The following is an 18845-nucleotide window of genomic DNA, read 5'->3' on the forward strand; positions in this document are numbered from 1 at the left end:
CTGCGGCTGGTTCATACTATGGCGATATGGGCCCCATGCATCCGCCACTTGAACGCCCCTGAGCACTTCCCCGCCTCGTCACGCCCGGGTGCGGCCCGGTGGTGGCCGGCGGCCGCGCTGCTGGTCCTCGCCGCTCCGGCACCGGCCGTGGAACGCCTGACCATCACCGTGGGGGCCGTGGAGGGCGCGGACGGGTCCGGCGGCGCGGCCGCCATCACCCTGGATCTGGGAGAGTCCGACGCCGGCCTGGCATTAACAGCAGAGATCGAAGAACTGCGCCTGGCCGCCGTGCCCGGACTGTCGCGCATCGCCGTGGACTGTCCGGCTCTCGCCATCACCGGCGATGCCATCGCCTGCGATGGCGGCAGCGCCCGCCTGGGACTGCCGCAACTGGATGATCCCGCCTTCGATTTCAGTATCCGCCATGTCCCCGGGGAGGGGCACTTCGAGGCCACCCTCAGCGGCCTGCGGGCCGCCGGCGGCCGGCTGGCGGCCACGGCCAGCGGCACCCCCCGGAAATGGCGGCTGGAATTGGAGGCCGCGGGCCTCGGGCTGTCCGCCCTCGGCACGACCCTGGCACCCTGGCTGCCCCCCCTGCCCGAGGGCTTCGAGTACAGCGGCGACGGCCGTATTCACGGCATCCTGGAGGGAGGCGAAACCCTGCGGCATTTCACCATCGATGCCGCGCTGGAGGCGCTGGCCTTCTCCGACGCCAGCGGCCTGCGGGCCGGGGAAGGGATGGCGGCCACCCTCGAGGCCACCGGCAGCCACGACGGTGGAGGCTGGAAAGTGGATGCCGGGATGCGGCTCACCGGCGGCGCCTTCTACGTGGACCCCTGGTACGTGGCCGTGGCGGGGGAGCCCCTGTCCGCCCACTGCGCCGCCGGCATCGGGGACGGCGGCGGCATCCACCACGCCCGCTGCCGCTTCCACCATCCCGGGGTACTGGAGGCCGCCACCGACCTCCACGGCACGCCGCAGGCGGGCGGCCTGCCCGCTGATGGCCGGCTCACGTTCTCGACCCCGGCCCTCGGCGAGGCCTACAAGGTCTATCTCCAGCCCCTGTTGGCCGGCACCCCGGGGGACCGCCTGGCCATCTCGGGCACGGCCGACGGACGCGTGACCCTGGAGGCCGGTATAGCGGCGGCGGCGGAACTTCACCTCGGCGACATCGCCCTGGAGGACGAGGCCGGGCGTTTCGGCATCCACGGCCTCGGCGGTGACCTCCACTGGCGGCGGGAGGGAAAGGTCTCCCTCTCCGAGCTGCTGTGGCAAGGGGGTTATCTGTGGCGCCTTGATTTCGGGGCGTCGCGCCTGGCCCTGCGCGCCGCCGCCCGCGGGCTGGAGCTTGAAGAAGCCCTCTCCTTGCCCCTGCTGGACGGCGCCCTGGTCATGGAGTCCTTCGCGGTGGATTCCGCCGGAGACGGCGTGGAGGGGGTCCTGGAGGGTTACCTCACACCCATCTCCATGGAACGGCTCTCCGCCGCCTTCGGCTGGCCCCCCTTCCGGGGGCGACTGTCGGGGGTACTGCCCCGTGTCGCCTTCAGCCACCAGCGGGTCACCATCGACGGCGCCCTGCTCATGAACATCTTCGACGGCCGGGTGGTATTGAGGAACCTGCTCCTGGAGCGTCCCCTGGGCCCCGTGCCCGAGCTGCGCGCCAACCTCGATATCAACCGGCTGGACCTGGACCTGCTCACCAGCGCCCTCTCCTTCGGGCGCATCCAGGGCCGCCTCGATGGCAGCATCCATAATCTGATACTCCAGGACTGGCAGCCGGTGGCCTTCGACGCCCGCTTCGACACCCCGGACGACGGCGATTTCAGGAAACGCATCAGCCAGGAGGCGGTGAACGACCTTACTCAGGTGGGCGGCGGCGCCGGCATCGGCGGGGCCCTGTTCATGGGTCTGTTCAAGGAATTCCGCTACGATGCCATCGGACTCGGCTGCGAACTGGCGGACGGGGTGTGTGTCATGAGCGGGGTGGCGCCGGCAGACCAGGGCTACTACCTGGTTCGCGGTTCCGGACTGCCGCGCATCGACATCATCGGCTATAACCGGCTGGTGGACTGGGACACCCTGCTGACCCGTTTGCGGCGGGTGACCACATCAGGCCCGGCCCGAGTGGAGTAGAATGGTTTTTTATCAAGACAATCACAGAATGGAGATCCCCATGCGTCCCTTCCTCAGTCTCTCCGGTGTCGCCCTCACCCTGCTGCTGTCGGCCTGCGTCACCGTCAACGTCTACTTCCCCGCCTCCGCCGCCGAGAAGGCGGCCGACCGCATCATCGAGGATGTATGGGGTCAACAGCCCCCCGCAGGCACACCGGCCGCGGAAGAACCCCAGGCCATGATCCGGCCCCAGGGCACTCTGGTAGCCGTGCTGGATCTCCTGGTGCCCGCGGCCCAGGCCCAGCAGGCGGACATCGACATCTCCTCCCCCGCCATCAAGAAGATCGAGGCCACCATGAAGGCCCGCCACAACCAACTGGAGCAGTTCTATGCCAGCGGCGCGGTGGGACTCACCAACGACGGCATGGTGGCGGTCCGGGACCCCAAGCAGGTGCCCCTGGCGGAGCGCCGCACCGTGAACCAGCTGGTGGCCGAAGAGAACCGTGACCGCAAGGCCCTGTATCGGGCCATCGCCGAGGCCAACGGCCATCCCGAATGGGAGAGCCAGATCCAGAACACCTTCGCCTCCCGCTGGATAGCCAAGGCCAGGAAAGGCTGGTGGTACCAGGCCGGCGGCGGCTGGAAGCAGAAATAGGCGGGCGTCGTGGCCAGGAGGGTATTCCCTGGGGCCTGTAGGGGCCCGCTTGCGAGCGAACCCCGGCGCTCCCAACAGACCGCCGGGGTCCCGTTCGCGCCCGAGGGCGCTCCGGTAACCTGAGGACCGACGACACGGGAGAACCATGGAAGCGGAAATCCGCGAGATTCGCGATCATATGGGCCAGTATCCGCCCTTCGACGGTCTGAAGGACGAACTCCTCGACGAGGCGGCCGGCGCGGTGGAGATCGCCTATTTCAAGGCCGGCACCGCCATCTCCGAACGGGACCAGCCGGTCGAGGCCCTGTCCTATATCCGCAGCGGTGCGGTGGAGGTGTACCTCCACAACGGACAGCTCTACAACCGCCTCGGCGAGGGCGATATCTTCGGCCAGTTCGACCTGCTGCGTGACCGCCAGGTGCGCTTTCCGGTCCAGGCCATCGAAGACACCCTGCTCTATCTGATCCCGAAGCCCGTATTCGACCGCCTGTGCGCCGCAGACGGCAACTTCGCCGATTTCGTGGAGCTGTCCGGGTCGCGGCTCAAGAGCACGGTGGAGCAGAGCCTGCGCGACAACGACATGATCGCCACCCGGGTGCGCCGGCTCATCTCCCGCCTGCCCGTGATGATCGAGGAATCCGCTACCGTGCAGGAGGCAGCCCGCCTGATGACGGAGAACGACGTCTCCTCGGTGCTGTTGCTCAAACCCGGCAACGACGAGGACTCGGACCGCGTGTTCACCGACGGCGAAGGGCGGCAATGGCTGCTCACGGGCATGATCACAGACAAGGACCTGCGCCAGCGCATCATCGCCGAGGGGGCCTCGGCCCAGACCCCCCTGGCCACCATCAGCCACGGCAAGCTCATCACCATCCAGTCCGACGAGTCGGTCAACGAGGCCATGTTGACCATGCTGCGCAACAACATCCAGCGCCTCCCCGTGCTCCATCGCCGCCGTCCCGTGGGGGTGGTGCACCTGTCGGACATCGTACGCTACGAGACCAACAACAGCGTCTATCTGGTCAACAACATCTTCAACCGCACCTCCGTCAAGGCCCTGGCGCGCCTCACACCGGAGGTGCGGGCCTCCTTCGTGCGCCTGGTGGACGAGGGTGCCTCCTCGCAGATGATCGGCGGCGCCATGTCGAGCGTGGGCCGCAGCCTGATGCGCCGCCTCGTGGAGTTCGCCGAGGCCGAACTGGGTCCGCCCCCCATCCCCTACTGCATCATGGTGCACGGCTCCCTCGCCCGTAACGACCAGTCCATCACCACGGATCAGGACAATGCCATGGTGCTCCATGACTCCTTCGATCCGAAGCGCCACGATGACTACTTCAGGGAGCTGGCCCGGCAGGTAAGCGACGGGCTGGACGCCTGCGGCTACCCCTATTGCAAGGGCGGCGTCATGGCCACCAACGAGCCGTGGCGCCAGCCCCTCGCCCAATGGAAGCGCTACTTCAGTGACTGGATCGCCAGGCCGGACCCCCAACGGCTGCTGCACAGCTCCATCTTCTTCGACCTGGACGCCGTCCACGGCGAGGAGCGCTTCGTGGAGGAGCTGCAGGACCTCATCGCCGCCCGGGCCCAGAACAGCCCCCTGTTCCTCGCGGCCCTGGCGCGCAACGCCCTCGGCCGCACGCCGCCGCTGGGCCTGTTCCGCACCTTCGTGCTGGAGCAGGACGGGCGACACAACAACACCATCAATATCAAACGCCGCGGCATCGCCCCCATGAACGACGTCATCCGGGTCCATGCCCTGGGGGTGGGCTCCCGGGCCCAGAACGGCTTCGAGCGGCTGGAGGACATCAGCGGGGCCGGGGCCCTGCCCGCCGGGCAGACCGACAAGCTGAGCTACGCCCTGGAGTTCCTGTCCATGGTGCGCATGCGCCACCAGGCGGAGGATATCAAGAAGGACCAGGAACCCGACAACGCCATCGAACCCGAACTCGTCTCGGATACCGACCGCCACAATCTCAAGGAGGCCTTCCAGATCCTGAGCAACGCCCAGAAGTTTCTGCGCTTCCGCTACCCCAGCCCGGGCCGCTGACGCGGTGGCCCCGGGCAAACAGGAGCAGGCCGAGGCACCTGGCTGGCCCGAGTATTTCGCCAGGCAGGCCGAGGCCTGCAGGACCCCGGCCCTGAAGCACTTCTACGAGACGGGGTTGCCCGGGGAGCAGCGGCCCATCGAGGACATCCCGTTGATGGCCCTGGATTTCGAGACCACGGGCCTGGACCCCCGGGAGCATGCCATCGTCAGCATCGGCATGGTGCCCTTCGACCTGCGCGTCATCCGCCCGTCGGCGGGCCGTTACTGGGTCGTCAAGCCCCCCCGCCCCCTGCGGGAGGAGTCCATCGCCTTCCATCGCATCACCCATTCGGAGGTGGAACACGCACCACCCATCGCCGCGATACTGGACGAAGTGCTGGCCGAACTCGCCGGGCGCCTGGCGGTGGTCCACTACCGCAACATCGAACGGCCGTTCCTCGATGCCGCCGTCCTGGCCACCCGCGGTGAACCCTGCCTGTTTCCCCTCATCGACACCATGGCCCTGGAGGCACGCTGGGAACGCCAGGGCCGCCTGCAGGGCTTCAAGCGCCTCTTCGGCATCGAGCCCTCCTCCATCCGCCTGGCCGACAGCCGCGGCCGCTACGGCCTGCCCCACTATTCCTCCCATCACGCCAAGGTAGATGCCATGGCCACGGCGGAGCTGTTCCAGGCCCAGGTGGCCCGGCACTTCTCGCCGGACACGCCGGTGTCCGAACTCTGGATCTAGACGAGAAGCCCTCGGTCCGCCGAGGCCGTCGTCGCGCAGGTCGACCCGTCATCGGCGCAGATAGTTGCGTTGGTCCGACGTGTCATCTTTGCGACATGATTCATGTACGCTTTTATTGCGTACATATTGCTGACCGCCCCGTCTTGGCGTACAATTTCAATGCGTACAACTAGGAGGACTCAACCATGCCTCAGATCCCCGTAGAAACTAATGACCGTATGTCGCTACGTATTGCCTCAGAAGAAAAGTCGCTGTTGATGCGTGCAGCCGCTTTACAGCATACCAACCTGACTGAGTTTGTGATCCGCAACGTAATGTTGGCAGCACGGAAGGTTATCGAAGAAAACGAACGGCTGGAACTGACCGAAAAAGATAGTTTGCAGGTTCTGGATCTTTTGGATAACCCGCCGGCACCCAATGATAAATTGATGGCCGCTGCATTCGCCTTGCCGAAACAACCATAATGCTTCCGAACTGGCGCGAAGAACCCATTGGCAAACATCATGATCGCGCCGCCTTTGATTGTGGTGATGAGACGTTGAATCAGTTTTTACATCGCCATGCAAGGCAGAGCCATGAGAAAGGTGGGGCAAAAACCTATCTGGCTGTTAGCGAGAGCAATGAAAAAATATTGGGTTACTACAGTCTGAGTCCCGCCGCCATTGCTTATGAACGTGCACCGGAGGTGATTAAACGCGGCCTGGCTCGACATGAGGTGCCGGTATTTCGGCTTGGCCGTCTGGCTGTAGATTCTTCCGTCCAGAACCAGGGACTGGGTGGCCAGTTATTGCTTGCCGCTGGACGACGCTGTTTGTTGGTGGCCGCTCAGGCAGGCGGCGTAGCCTTGCTGATTGACGCCAAAAACGAGCGTGCCGCCCAGTGGTATGCCGGTTATGGTGCCATTCCGCTATTGGATGCGCATTTGTCTCTGCTGTTACCATTCAAAACCATTCATGCAGCGTTGACAACTGCGGGAAAACTATAAATAAATTTGTAAACGATACGCGAAAAGAGAATTGTCATGACCGCTGTAGCGTTCAAAGAAGCCTGCCACAGCTTCGCCCAAGCTGCGGCGCCCTACCTTCCGATCCGGGACGACGCACACTACGAAGAGGCGCTGGAGCTGATCGAAAGCCTGCTGGAGGAAGCGGAAGACTCCGCCGATAACCCGATCAATGCCGTCATCGACTTGCTCGGCCACGCCATCGAAACCTATGAGACACCCAGGAAGGCCGCACTATTATTGCCCGCTCTCGTCCTTTTCGACCTCATCAAAAATGCTGTCAATGGTTCTGGTGGAAAGCTCGCGCTTCTTCGCGGCTGCGATGCGGGGCTCCAGAAACGTTTCCAGCTCTTGCAGGGCTTTTTGCTCTTCATGATTCGGCAGAGAGCGCTCAAGCACATAGTCCTTGATGGACTGGCCTTGCAAGGCTGCAGCGGCCTTCAGGCGCTGATGTTGTTCCGGGGTAACTTCTATGGAGAGACGCATGGGGAGTTCCTCGGTATCTCGGAGGTTTTCCTCAATGATAGGCTTACAACAACAAATGTTCAATAGTGCACAAATGTTGTGATTTCTCCCCAAGTCTGTGTTGGCTCATAAGCTATTTCAGCTGGACGGGACGAGCTTGACCCAGGAGATTAACGGGGTATCAACAGCGGCTGATTGATTCACGCGGCAACGATCTCGAACCCGAAGGCTACGTGATGTTCTACATACTGGACGATACAACGTCGGGCGATGGGCAGCGGCGCGAATACCGTGCGCAGTTCATCGCCGGCAGGCTCAGGCATATCGTTCGAGTCGCCAACGGCGATCCCGGTGATCGCTACTACGGCCTGGCTTCGTTTCGATGGTACAACTCGCCGAGCTTCATGTTCGGCGATCAGGACGCCGAGGATGTATAGCCCCGAGCTCGGATCGGGGCTGCGAACCCCGTTTCCGAGCGCGTCAGGAAGGCGGCCGGCAAACCGCGCGGGCTTGATGCTCCAGCATTCTGATAATATGATAATCAGATACGACACAACGTGGAGAGCAGCGCATGGAGTCGATTACCGCGACCAAAGCAGCGCGTCATTTCTCTGACCTGCTCAACCGTGTTGCATACCGCCACGAATCGTTGGAGATCAGACGCGGCGGTCGCGCGGTGGCCAGGCTTGTTCCGGCCGAACCCAAAGCCGGAATCAAACTCAAGGACTTGAACAAGCTGTTGGCGCAGTTACCCGGGCTGGCCGACGATGCGGCGGCATTCGCCGCAGATGTCAAAACCGCTGAACCGGAGCCCGAGGACGATGCGTGGGAATCGTAGTCGATACCAGCGTATTCATTGCATTCGAACGCAATGCCCAGGCAGTCGACTTGGGCGGGTTGCCGACGGACGAAGACCTGTTCATCAGCGCCATTACCGCCTCGGAACTGCTGGTCGGCGTACACCGGGCGGACTCGCCTGCTCGTCGCAACCGACGACTGGCTTACGTAGAGGCAATTCTGGCTGACTTCCCTATATTGCCACTGGATGGCGAAGCCGCACGCATTCATGCCCAATTGCAGGCGGCGCAACTGGACGCGGGGCTGCGCAGCGGCGCACACGATCTGCTGATTGCGGCCACCGCGCTCGCCCACGGCTTTGCCGTCATGACCTGTGATGTCGATGACTTCCGGCGCGTGCCTGGACTGACGGTATATCCGATGCATCCGGATTGAGTCTGCGGCCATTGGAGCGCGGCGCAAGTTTCGGTGTCCTCGCTGGACGCCCGGCCGGGACTTTCCACAGCATCCAGATCCTGCCGTTAACATTAGAATCTGCACGCTTTGCGGCACCCCGTTTTGCAGGATCAGCGCGGTGCGGCCGCGTAGCGCATTAAAGCCTTCCTGCCTGGTCCCCGTCGCGCCCCGAAAACCCGGCATAGCCTGCTGCAGCATACGCTGAATATCGCGGGTAACCTGGCGCTGCTGGTCGAGTGATTCACTGTCGATAACGGTGACTGAGCCGGGAATGGTGGAGACCGAGCGCTCGACCCGGCTCGCCGTCACTTGGACCGGCCCCATCCGCAGCGGCCCGTCGTCCTCCTGCGCCCTCGCCCCAGCCAGCGTCACCGTATCGGTGTCGGAGAAGCGATAGGCCGGCCCGGTACCGGCGAGGATGCGCCGCAGGCCCTCCTCGACCGTGTACTCGCCCGTGAGCCCGGGGCTCTCCTTGCCGGCGGTGAGCGCGCCCCCGGTGGCCAGCACGAGGCCGATGCGGCTGGCGTCGTGTGTGCGCAAGATGATGATCGCCGGTCGCGGCGCTTGCACGGCCATGACGCCGTTGCCGTAGTTGGTCAACTCAGATACCATTTGGTCAATATCCCATCGAGGTATTGTCATCCATGCTCGTGAATATCTATGAAGCCAAGACCCAGCTCTCCGCGCTGCTGGAGCGTGCGCAGGCCGGAGAAGACATCGTCATCGCCCGCGCCGGCAAACCCATTGCCCGGTTGACCCCCATCGCAGGGGCCAACGCGTCCCGCAGCGGCGTGCGCTTCGGCGGCATCCGGCCGGCGCAACTGAAGCTGGCCGACGACTTCCACGCCCCGCTGACCGACGACGACCTGCTGGCTTCTTGAAGCTGCTGCTGGACACGCACTGCCTGATCTGGGTGCTCACCGACGCGCCGGCATTGGACGCCCGTGCCCGCAGGCTCATCGCCGATGCCGACGGCGTGTGGTTCTCGGAAGCCTCCATCTGGGAGCTGGGTCTGAAATGGCGCAAGGGCAAGATCGCCCTCGCCCCCCGCAAGCTCGCCGACCAAGCCCTTGCCAACGGCCTGCGACCGCTGGCGATTTATCTGGAAGCGTTGCTCAAGTCCAGCGAATTGCGCCAGACCCACGGTGATCCGTTTGACCGGCTGCTCTATGCCCAGGCGCTGCACGGCGGCTACCGGCTGCTTAGCATTGACCGGACACTGGCGGATTTCGGCGCCACGGTGATCAACCCATCTCGGTCTGGTGGAACGCAGGGCAAAGCCTAGCTTGGGTTCGGGCTTTGGCTTCAACCCGGCCTGCCGTTGGAAGATTGAGTGGCGGCCACCGAGACGTGAATCCCCGCAAGGCCGGCCGGGGCACTGAGCCCTTTAACGTGAAAGAACCCGGCCTTTTGGGTCGAGCGCGATTCTGGCGTGACGCATGCCGGGCGCAAGGAACGTTGGCGGGTTGTCAGTCTACAGAACGACTCAGGCAGCGATGTAGCCGTGTTTGGCCAGCATCTTCAGCCAGCGAGGCGCGTTGCGGCCGACCATCAGTGCTTCGTAATCGACGGTGCGATCCTGATAGGGTGTCATGTTGGTGAGCATGGCATAGACGATACGCAGCATCTTGTGGGCCAGGGCGATGATGGAGCGCTTGTGTCCCTTACGTATGGACAGGGCGGAGAACTTGTCCTTGAGGGCGCAGCGGGTTCGTGAGGCGGCCTGGGCGAACTCGCACAACAGGCGTCGCACCCAAGCATTGCCCTTGCGCGTGCGTCCGCGCTTGCGTTTGCCGGCACTCTCGTTATTGCCGGGACAGATCCCGACCCAGGAAGCCAGGCGTTCGGCGCTGCCGAAGCTGTCCATGTCGGTGCCGATTTCCACCAGCAGCATGGCGGCGCCCATGCGGTCGATGCCGGGAACGGTTTCCAGCAGGCTCATCTGCGCCTCCCAGGGGGCAAGGCCATCGAGCAGTTCCTGTGCGAGCGGGCCATCGTGGCTTCCAGGTACTCGATATGCGCCATGATCTCGTTGAGCACGAAGCGGTGCTTTGCGCTGAGTTCTTCCGGTTGCAGGGCTTCGAACAGATCCTCACGGCTGGCCCGCAGGCGTCCGGCGCGATCGAGGATGGCATCGATGGGCGCATCGGCCAGCAGGGCCTTGACCATGGCCCGTGCAGCCTGCCCATGCAGATCGGAGACCAGCACATTCAGGCGGATCCCGGCATCGGCCAGCACCTTGTGTAGCCGGTTCTTCTCCGCGGCCAGCATTCCACCCAACTTCTGGTGCTGCCGGGAGATCAGGCGCAGGTGACGGATGTCGGCCGGAGGAATGAACGAGGCCCGCACCAGGCCCGCCCGCGCCAGCGTAGCCAGCCACTGGGCATCGGAGATGTCCGTCTTGCGGCCGGGCACGTTCTTGACATGACGGGCATTGACCACCCAGGCCGCGATGCCTACTCGCTCCAATGCCGCATAGGGGCTCTTCCAGTAAATCCCCGTGCTTTCCATGACAACGATGTCCGGGGCGAACCCGTGTGCCCACTCTGCCAGTGCCCGACGCTCCCGCTTGAAGCCACCAAACTCGCGTTGTTCCACTGCCACACTGCCATCGGCTTGCTCGGTGCAGGCGCGCAGGCCGTGATCTTGTTCTGGTGCACATCCAGACCGATGACCCGCTGGTGAATGCGGGGTGATGTCCATGCTGACCTCCTGAGGCTGACGCACTATCATTGATGATGTGCTGTCGCCGAGGGCGCCGCCATTCAACGGCCTGTCGGAAACCGACGGCTCTTTTTAACGTGCGCTGTCCATGACCGGTTCAGGCCATGCCAAGCAATCTGGGGTACGAGTGAATGGTGGCGGGTCGAGTTAACTTGCGCGGTCTAGCGCCATCAAAAAGTATCGCGACCTCTGCCCACGGCGACGGCACCCCTATTATCTTTCATTATCGGGGGTGCCTCACAGATGCATGAGAGCTTAACGCAAGATAGTTGCGTTGGTCCGACCCGTGGTTTGTTCCGTGGTTTGCCCGTTCGAGCGTTAGTTCACCCTTTGACCACCGACTGACGTCCCTGATGGCATCGAGCCGGTGCGCGCCCTGGACCGGCATCGCGGGGACATCGACATGCTGTTATAACCGACCGCCCGGACCCTACGAACCACAGAAGAGGGCGGCCGCAGCCGCCCTCTTCAGCCGCTCTCGGCAGGCCTTACGGCCTGCCGGGGCGGGGCTCGCTCATCAGGTCCCTATGACGATGGCGTAGCAGCCGGCCAGAAGCAGCAGGGTGAAGGGCAGGCCGGCCGTGGATACGGCCATCGGCCTGCAGGTGCGCCCAGGCCGCCGCCCAGCAGAGGCGATGGCGACGGCGCTTCGATGATGCCCCAGAACACGCGCTGGGGCTTGGGGGCGTCGATCTTGCCGCCAGCCGGTGATGGTGTCGATGACCAGGGAGCCGGAGTCCGAGGAGGTGATGAAGAACACCATCACCAGCACGATGCCGATGAACGAGGGCTGATGTCCGTCAGGGCAGTCGCCCCAGCATCACGAAGAGCTGCAACGGCAGCTCGGCCGTCTGGCGCCCTTCGAAGCCCTCCTGCACCTGGTCGATGGCGGTGGTGCCGAAGGCCGGTCATCCAGAAGATGGACACGGTGGTGGGGACGAGCAGCGACCGGCAGACCGAGGAACTCCCGCACCGACCGGCCGCGGCTGACCCGGGCGATGAACATGCCCGACGAAGGGTGACCAGCTGATCCACCAGCCCCAGTACGAAGGTGGTCCAGCCCTGGCTGAAGTTGGCGTCCTCCCGCCCGAAGGGGTTGGACAGGAAGGGCAGCTCACGCCAGGTAGCTGGCGATGATTACTTCGAAGAAGCCGGTGACGATGAGGAGCGTCGGCCCCACGAATACCGACGAACATCAGCAGCAGGAAGGCCAGGACCATGTTGAGTTCGGACAGACGCTTCACGCCCTTGTCGACGCCGGCCACGATGGACACGATGGCCACCGCGGTGATGCCCGTGATGAGCAGCACCAGGGTGGTGTCACCACCGCCGATGCCGAACAGATGGTTCAGCCCGGAGGTCGCCTGCTGGGCGCCGTAGCCAAGGGAGGTGGCCAGCCCGAACAGGGTGGCGAACACCGCCATGATGTCGATGATATGACCCGGCCAGCCCCAGATGCGCTCACCCAGGATGGGGTAGAAGATGGACCGTACCGTCATGGGCAGGCCCTTGTTGTAGGAGAAGATGGCACAGGGCCAGCGCCACGATGGCATACGATGGCCCAGGGGTGCAGGCTCCAGTGGAGGATGAGTCGCGGCCATGCCCAGGCTGGCGTTGCGGCCTGCGGGTCGCCGGCGGCGCCTCCGAGGGGGGCCCAGTCGGTACGCATTCCCTGCTCGCCCACGGTTGTGCCACCCAGAGACGTGCCGTAGTGGCTCAGGGGCTCGGACACACCGTAGAACATCAGGCCGACGCCCATACCGGCTGCGAACAGCATCGAAAACCAGGAGATCCTGGAGAAGTCCGGCGTCGCGTTGGCGCCGCCTATGCGGATCTCGCCCCAGGGGCGAGAACGATCAGGCCGAGGCACAGCACCACGAAGACGTTGGCCGACAGCAGGTAGAACCAGGTGGCGTGGGTAGTTGATCCAGTTCTTCGCCCGTCGAAGCGTGGCGGTGGCCTGCTCGGGCAGGGCCAGGGTGAGGACCACGAAGGCGAGAATGACCAGCGACGACACCGCGAACACCGCACCGTGAATGTCGATGTTCACCCCGAGGGGCCTGGCCTGGTAGTTGTCCTGACCGACCTGGTAATCGGTATCGATCAGATTGGCCGCACCTTCCGGGGCCGGCACGCCGACCGACTCCGGCGGTGATCTCCAGGACTGTTGCGGGTTTTTTTTCCACGATATTCCCCCCTACTCTTTAAAGTTTTTGTTCTTTATGCGGTGTTCTTATTGGCGGCATCCGGGCGCACGAGGAATACGGACACCTCGGTGTGCTTGGCGATTTGGCGCCGTTGGGGGCATGATGGCGTCGAGATGGTGTGGGCAGGTGGGTCGCCATGACCACCAGATCCGCACCCGCATCGTCGATGGCCTGGGCCAGGATGTCGTCCAGATCGGTCACCGGGTCGTGGCTGTTATAAACGCGGGCCGTCGGATCGTGGCCGCTGTCGGGGGCATGCTCGTGGGCGAATGCCCTGAGCTTCTGCTCGTATTCCTCCGGCGTGCGGGCCACGGCGCTGGGCTGGAGGTGGTCACACCGACGTAGCACAGGGCCGCCCCGTAGTGGCGGGACAGATCGGCGGCGACCGTCAGGGCCTTCTCCAGCGCACCCAGGTGCGCCAGGTCCACGGGCACCATAATCTTTTTGAACATGAACGAGGGCCTCCTGGGACGATGTGCGGGCACGTTGGGGGCTTGCCCCCGACAACCGGTTCATTTGATGAGTCTGCCGACAGTCTGAGCAGGAGGGCGATTCCGAAAACCATTGCACGGGGCGGGTGCTTCTCCAGGCGAAGAACGGCCGTTCATCCGCTGCGAGTCTGGATTGCTGAGCGGTTCGCGCCCAAGGGCGCTCTTACGGGGGGAAATGACAAGGCCCCGCGGGGCGGGGCCCACGGCAAATTTGTTCTCACCCTGCCGCCCGAGCCGAACCGAGTGAGTTGTCGGTCAGGCGCAGGTAGTCGAGGATCCTTCGAGAGCTGGAGGCAAGTTGGCGCATCATTTGCGCGATCGACTGGCGGGGTTTCTGGAACGACTTCAAGATCCCCACCGCGAAGCGGCGCAGGCGCGTGACGTTCTCCGGGCCATAACCGGTGCGTATGCGGCTGCGATCCTCGTCGTAATTCCAGTCGATGATGTAGTGGGTGCTCTCGATGCGCCAGTGTTCGCGATCGATCGCGAGCAGGCGCTCGGGCGATGCCTGCTGTGGCGAACGGCTGGTGATGCCGAGGGCGATTTCGCAGCTTCGCTTTCCGGTTTTCTTGATAAGCACCTCGCGCTCGATCAGAAAGACCTGTCCGATGTGCGGGAAATCGAGGTAGCTGTTCAGTGCCGTGCTCGCCCAGATGCGCCGCGTCTCGATCCGTCCATGCGCCAGGGTGGGTGGCTCGGCGAAGTCTGGTGCGCCGCGCCGCTCGAAGTGCAGGGCAATGTCGTTTGCGAGGGTGGGCTGATTGCCTTTGACCGTGAAGTGGTAGTGTGCCTGGCGCTCGACGATGTACGCGGCGAGTCCGCGTTGTGTCAGGAGCGCATCGGCGGTGATGTCCCGGCCCGCAATCTCGCATTGCGCGAGCAGCGGGATCGCCATGCCGATTTCATTGGTCCGTTTAAGCGCGTCGCTTCCCGTTACCGGCAGCGAGCCGACTTTTTTTGGGTGTAGCAGTGACCGGACTCATGGCCAACGACGCTCATGATATGCGTTTGTTCTCCGGCTTCATCGATGGCGTTCTTCATCGTCTTGCCATCGATAGCCAGCGCCTCCTCCTTGGCCGCCCATGCCTGGTTCCAGGCATCGAGCGCACATTCGAGAGCGCCCGGTTCGATACGCACCAGACAGTCACGGATCACGTATTCGCTGGGCACCTCGTAATGGACCTTGCCGTTGACGCGGGTGCGGCGGCAGCCGAAGCGGGCCCGCGCGGCCTGTCCAAGCCCGCTGGCCCAATCGGCCATGGCCTTGTAGCCGCGCATTCCACACAGGCTCGCGCCGGCCGCGAGCGCCAACACCACCGGCAGGCGATGACGGCGCCCGTGGGCACGGCGTGGATCGGGGATCGAGGCAAAACAGCGCGGCAGCGAGTACATTTGTTCGGCATTGAGTTGCATCTTGGGGACTCCAGCAAGGCCCAGGTGGGCACGATCGGGATGGTTCAGGCGAGCCGGGACATTGCGGCACAGCGGCCGCACGAATACCCGTTTGGGGCACAGGCCTCGGTCGAGTAGCCCTCGCGCGTACGTCGGTAGCCGCGCGTCAGCCCGAGTTCAAGCCAGTTCGCGGCGCGGTAGACACCGCCATGGAAGCGGCGCGGATCGACAAATGTTTCGAGCAACAGCAGCGGATGCCCGAACTGGCACTGCCAATCGGCGCCGATGCGCCGCTCCAGCAGCGACAGCACCTTCGAGCCCACGTTCGGCCAGCGGCCTTCAGGCAGGATCAGAAAGCGGCTGTTGTTGGCGATCAGCTTGAGCCGGTCGTACTGAAGCCGGAAGTCCCAGCCGATCCAGCGATCCCGCACGCCACATTTGAGCGCCGCCGCCGAGATGCTGAGCAACGCGACCCATTGCTCGCGCCAGGTTGCCACGTACCACAGCGTCTCGCCGATTCTCGGCAGATCGCCCAGGTAGCGGTGCCGGGCCATCTGCGCTTGATAGCGCGCCTGTTCGCTGCGCGTGACCGGGCGAAGGATCAGTTCGGACAGGCATTGGCCTTGGAAATTGTTGATGAGTTCATGCGCCCGTTATACCGGGCTTTTTCGGTCTTGTCCAGCGGTAGAGGCTAAGTTATTGGCTTCACCCAAGAAACTTGGGAGGACAAATTCGCCCTGGGGCGGGGCCTTGTTGGAACGACCGGGAGGGAAGCCCGGCCAGCAGGTCGCCGGCGGTCAGGCCTTCCAGCACGATGCCAGCGCTGGAGAAGGACTCCTCCACCGTCGGGAAATCGGCCACGGCCTCGGCATCCAGGGTGAAGAACAAGGACCCCGAGAAAGTGTAGCCGGTGGAGAGGCTGTCATTGAGGATCTCGATCTCGAAGCCGGCGCTGGCATCGGCACCGGCATCCGAGGGAGCCGGGTCGGCCTCGGCCGAGCCTTCGGTGAAGGCGCTGACGGTGAAATCGAACGCGGGCGAGGAGGAGAAGAGGCCCGGGACGCTGGTGACTCTGGTGGCCGTACCCGCATCGTGGAAGGCAGCGGCGGTGCCGGTGGTGGCCTCGGAACCCAGCTTGTCGGAAGTGAAGAACAGGGTCAGATCTGTGGAATCCGCCGCGCCCGCGTCGTCCGGGGTGGCGTCGAAGAGGGTGAACGTGGCATCGGCGAAGTTGAAGAAGGAAGCCGTTGCGTGAGCCTGGCCGGCCGCCAGGCCGGTGGCCAGGAGGGCACCGGCCAGGGCGGTCCGGGTGAAGTACTGTGTCAACTGTGGGTTAAACATTGCTGTGTCTCCTGAAGAGGTTACAACGTCCGCCGGGATGTGGGTCACCCTTAGACGGTCGTGAAGGCTGAAAGGGTTTGGTTGCCGGTCCATGAGTCGATACTCAGGGGTCGATACTCAGGGGTCGGTACTCAGGGCTCGGTACTCAGAGCCTAGGGCCGCCATGTAACACGGGGCTTACAGGCCATTTACCGTTCGTTGACCATGGACCTTCCTTGGCACGGCCCCGGCAGCTGCCGGGGCCGTGATGGCTCATGGCCTCGTCATCGCAAGTTCCTCAGGAACCGATGATGCCGCCATCCTTGCGGGTGATGACGATGGTGGCGTCCCGGGGCACGGTGACTCCGTCGGGGCCGCCCTGCTGGGGGAAGTTGCTCTCCGATGCGTCACCGCCACCCGGATGCTGCACATTGATGAACATGGTGCGGCGGTCCGGGGTCGGGGCGACACCGGTGATCTCGCAGCCCGGCACGCCGGTGAAGATGCGCTTGATCTCCTTTGTATCGAGGTTCGCCACCAGCATCTGGTTGTTGAGGCCGTCCGCCTGGCCACCGTCGGTCTGGATGAACAGGCGGCCGTCGGGGTCGGCCCAGATACCGTCGGGATCGGAGAAGCTCTCCTCGGTACCGTGGGTGTCCTGGGAAAACACGAATATGTCCCACGCGAAGGTGGTGCCGGTATGGCCCGCGGTCTCCGTCCAGCGGATGATGTGGCCGTCAGGGTTGGGGGTGAGGGGGTTGGCCTCGTCCGCGCCGGCGTCCACTTCCCGACCGTTGACCGTCCGCGTGCCGCCAGTGCGCTGGCGGTTGTTGGTCAGGGAGCAGTAGACCTGGCCGTCGGGGGCCACCGTGATCCACTCGGGGCGGTCCATGGGGGTGGCGCCGGCCATGTCCGCCGCCTTGCGGGTGTTCACCAGCAGTTCGCCCATGTCGGCGAACACGTCTCCGAGCACACCGCCGTCCTTCATGGGGCCGTCCAGGGTGAGGGGCAGCCACTCGCCGACACCACGGTTATCGCCGCTGGTACCGCCGCTGGTGGCATCGTCGTCGAAGCGGGCCGCATACAGGGTGCCGCGGTCCAGGGGGCTCTCGCCGTTGGCGCGCATGGTGCGCCAGTCCTCGGCGGAGACGAACTTGTAGACGTACTCCCAGCGCTCGTCGTCGCCGATGTAGACCACCACCCGGCCGTCGGGGGCCACGAAGTTGATGGCGCCCTCGGTCTTGCGCCGCCCCAGGGCGGTGCGCTTGACCGGGGTCTGGTTGGGGTCGAAGGGGTCGATCTCAACAACCCAGCCGTAGGTGTTGGCCTCGTTCTTGTAGCCCGGGTCCGCCAGGTCGAAGCGCTTGTCGAAGAGGTGCCAGAAGTAGCCGAAGCCGCCACTGCTCATGCCGTAGCGGGTCTCGGTCTCATCGGGGGTCCAGGCCGCATCTTCGGTGCCGAAGTAGCCGTGGAAATTCTCCTCGCAGGTGAGGTAGGTACCCCAGGGGGTGACGCCATAGGCACAGTTGTTCAGGGTACCCAGGGGCACGTTGCCGTTGGCGGTGGCGAGCAGGGAATGACCGGCGGCGGGGCCGCTGAAGGTCACCGGGGTGTTGGCGTGGATGCGCCGGCCCAGGTCGCCTTTCACCGTGCGCCAGCGACCGAAGCGGCCGGGGGAGCGCTTAATCTCGATGACCGACACGCCGTGGGCATGCTGAGAGGCCCGCACCTCGTCGAGGTTGTCGGGCACGGGCTTGCGCAGCACGTGGTTGTTGGTGCCGAACTCGTGGTTGAGGCACAGCACGCCGTGGAAGTTACCGGGGCCCATGCCGAGGCGGCGGTCGTCCCACGGATTCAAGTCGTTACCATCATCCCAGCCGAAGCGGGGGCGGCGGGGGTTGCGGATGGGGAAGAACCACATGCCGTCGTGGCCGATGCCGATCTGCTGGGTCTGAGCCTCGGGATCCACGGGGATCTGGAAACCGGGACCACCGGGCTCGATGGGGTCACCCCAGGGCAGGATGATGTCGAAGTCGTAGTCGACGGAGATGTTGGGGTCGATGCCACCGCCGTCGGCCACCGCCACGGGGGTGAAGCCCATGAGTTCGCCGCCGCGCCGGCCGCGGCCCACGAAGGCCTCGGCCATGCCCATGGGGCCGATGACCGCGAGGGTAGTGGCCGCCGCGACGCCGCCCTTCAGGACCCTGCGGCGGGCCAGATTGACCTTGAGTACGTCTTCAAAGGGGCGGTTGCCCGAATTGTTGCTGATGGGGTTGTCATCTTTCACCGTGTAGCCTCCATTGGCTGTGTTCTGGGGAGCGCCAACGGTAGCGGAATGCCATGACAGGTCCGTGAAGGATCCATGATGGTTGAGGGAAAGGTAATCGCCCGGCAGGCCCATCCAAGGCGGGTGGTGCATGCGCCGGATGCGCGCGCCGCCGACGACGG

The 18845-nt window shown here is 64.5% G+C and carries 20 protein-coding genes and 3 pseudogenes; 10 read left to right on the forward strand and 13 right to left on the reverse strand.

Annotated elements, in window-relative coordinates; translation table 11 throughout:
* Positions 1-48 precede the first annotated feature (48 nt).
* The 6 genes from U5S82_05570 (at position 49) to U5S82_05595 (ending at position 6526) form a co-directional block, all read left to right on the forward strand.
* Positions 49-2133 carry a hypothetical protein gene (locus tag U5S82_05570; GenBank protein MDZ7751128.1) on the forward strand — a complete coding sequence of 695 codons (2085 nt, stop codon included), beginning with the start codon at positions 49-51 and terminating at the stop codon, positions 2131-2133.
* Positions 2134-2173: 40 nt separating this feature from the next.
* Positions 2174-2767 carry a YdbL family protein gene (locus U5S82_05575; GenBank protein MDZ7751129.1) on the forward strand — a complete coding sequence of 198 codons (594 nt, stop codon included), beginning with the start codon at positions 2174-2176 and terminating at the stop codon, positions 2765-2767.
* 145 nt (positions 2768-2912) lie between these two features.
* The gene (locus tag U5S82_05580; GenBank protein ID MDZ7751130.1) at positions 2913-4814 is read left to right on the forward strand and encodes a DUF294 nucleotidyltransferase-like domain-containing protein; all 1902 of its coding nucleotides are present in this window, start codon (positions 2913-2915) and stop codon (positions 4812-4814) included.
* A 4-nt stretch (positions 4815-4818) separates the two neighbouring features.
* The gene (locus tag U5S82_05585) at positions 4819-5541 is read left to right on the forward strand and encodes a 3'-5' exonuclease (protein ID MDZ7751131.1); all 723 of its coding nucleotides are present in this window, start codon (positions 4819-4821) and stop codon (positions 5539-5541) included.
* Positions 5542-5726: 185 nt separating this feature from the next.
* Complete coding sequence (locus tag U5S82_05590; protein ID MDZ7751132.1) at positions 5727-6005, forward strand: DUF1778 domain-containing protein; 279 nt, start codon at positions 5727-5729, stop codon at positions 6003-6005.
* A complete protein-coding gene (locus tag U5S82_05595) occupies positions 6002-6526 on the forward strand; it encodes a GNAT family N-acetyltransferase (protein ID MDZ7751133.1) in 525 nt (174 codons plus the stop codon). The genes U5S82_05590 and U5S82_05595 overlap by 4 nt, the downstream gene beginning before the upstream one ends.
* Here the strand turns inward: U5S82_05595 and U5S82_05600 are convergent.
* Together U5S82_05600 and U5S82_05605 are read right to left on the reverse strand one after the other, a co-directional pair.
* Complete coding sequence (locus U5S82_05600; protein MDZ7751134.1) at positions 6521-6742, reverse strand: hypothetical protein; 222 nt, start codon at positions 6740-6742, stop codon at positions 6521-6523. The genes U5S82_05595 and U5S82_05600 overlap by 6 nt on opposite strands.
* Positions 6743-6781: 39 nt before the next feature.
* On the reverse strand, positions 6782-7030 hold the full coding sequence (locus U5S82_05605; GenBank protein MDZ7751135.1) for a DUF1778 domain-containing protein: 249 nt from the start codon (positions 7028-7030) through the stop codon (positions 6782-6784).
* 212 nt (positions 7031-7242) lie between these two features.
* Between U5S82_05605 and U5S82_05610 the strand changes: the two genes are divergently transcribed.
* Together U5S82_05610 and U5S82_05615 are read left to right on the forward strand one after the other, a co-directional pair.
* Positions 7243-7446 carry a hypothetical protein gene (locus tag U5S82_05610; GenBank protein MDZ7751136.1) on the forward strand — a complete coding sequence of 68 codons (204 nt, stop codon included), beginning with the start codon at positions 7243-7245 and terminating at the stop codon, positions 7444-7446.
* Between the two features lie 388 nt (positions 7447-7834).
* Entirely contained in the window at positions 7835-8242 is a 408-nt protein-coding gene (locus tag U5S82_05615) for a PIN domain-containing protein (protein ID MDZ7751137.1), read from the forward strand.
* Positions 8243-8356: 114 nt separating this feature from the next.
* Here the strand turns inward: U5S82_05615 and U5S82_05620 are convergent.
* Positions 8357-8905: pseudogene (locus tag U5S82_05620) on the reverse strand (hypothetical protein).
* Positions 8906-8907: 2 nt separating this feature from the next.
* Here U5S82_05620 and U5S82_05625 point away from each other — a divergent pair.
* The gene (locus U5S82_05625) at positions 8908-9144 is read left to right on the forward strand and encodes a type II toxin-antitoxin system prevent-host-death family antitoxin (GenBank protein ID MDZ7751138.1); all 237 of its coding nucleotides are present in this window, start codon (positions 8908-8910) and stop codon (positions 9142-9144) included.
* The gene (locus U5S82_05630; protein ID MDZ7751139.1) at positions 9141-9548 is read left to right on the forward strand and encodes a type II toxin-antitoxin system VapC family toxin; all 408 of its coding nucleotides are present in this window, start codon (positions 9141-9143) and stop codon (positions 9546-9548) included. Before U5S82_05625 ends, U5S82_05630 begins: the two co-directional genes overlap by 4 nt.
* Before the next feature lie 201 nt (positions 9549-9749).
* On the opposite strand, the pseudogene U5S82_05635 reads toward U5S82_05630, so the two are convergent.
* From U5S82_05635 to U5S82_05680, 10 genes and pseudogenes are all read right to left on the reverse strand, one after another.
* Positions 9750-10966 (reverse strand): annotated as a pseudogene (locus U5S82_05635) (IS110 family transposase).
* Positions 10967-11504: 538 nt separating this feature from the next.
* Complete coding sequence (locus tag U5S82_05640; GenBank protein ID MDZ7751140.1) at positions 11505-11750, reverse strand: hypothetical protein; 246 nt, start codon at positions 11748-11750, stop codon at positions 11505-11507.
* Between the two features lie 145 nt (positions 11751-11895).
* Positions 11896-12540: a BCCT family transporter gene (locus U5S82_05645; protein ID MDZ7751141.1), complete on the reverse strand. Its 645-nt coding sequence runs from the start codon at positions 12538-12540 to the stop codon at positions 11896-11898.
* A complete protein-coding gene (locus U5S82_05650) occupies positions 12483-13121 on the reverse strand; it encodes a BCCT family transporter (GenBank protein MDZ7751142.1) in 639 nt (212 codons plus the stop codon). The genes U5S82_05645 and U5S82_05650 overlap by 58 nt, the downstream gene beginning before the upstream one ends.
* 86 nt (positions 13122-13207) lie before the next feature.
* Positions 13208-13646 (reverse strand): annotated as a pseudogene (locus tag U5S82_05655) (universal stress protein).
* A gap of 256 nt (positions 13647-13902) precedes the next feature.
* Entirely contained in the window at positions 13903-14580 is a 678-nt protein-coding gene (locus U5S82_05660; GenBank protein MDZ7751143.1) for an ISAs1 family transposase, read from the reverse strand.
* A gap of 38 nt (positions 14581-14618) precedes the next feature.
* Positions 14619-15098, reverse strand: a complete 480-nt coding sequence (locus tag U5S82_05665) for a transposase family protein (GenBank protein ID MDZ7751144.1) — start codon at positions 15096-15098, stop codon at positions 14619-14621.
* 44 nt (positions 15099-15142) lie between these two features.
* Complete coding sequence (locus U5S82_05670; GenBank protein ID MDZ7751145.1) at positions 15143-15631, reverse strand: DUF4338 domain-containing protein; 489 nt, start codon at positions 15629-15631, stop codon at positions 15143-15145.
* 151 nt (positions 15632-15782) lie between these two features.
* Positions 15783-16418 carry a hypothetical protein gene (locus U5S82_05675; protein MDZ7751146.1) on the reverse strand — a complete coding sequence of 212 codons (636 nt, stop codon included), beginning with the start codon at positions 16416-16418 and terminating at the stop codon, positions 15783-15785.
* A gap of 277 nt (positions 16419-16695) precedes the next feature.
* Positions 16696-18684, reverse strand: a complete 1989-nt coding sequence (locus U5S82_05680; protein MDZ7751147.1) for a PhoX family phosphatase — start codon at positions 18682-18684, stop codon at positions 16696-16698.
* Positions 18685-18845 lie beyond the last annotated feature (161 nt).

This window comes from Gammaproteobacteria bacterium (assembly GCA_034522055.1).
Lineage (GTDB): Bacteria > Pseudomonadota > Gammaproteobacteria > JAABTG01 > JAABTG01 > JAABTG01.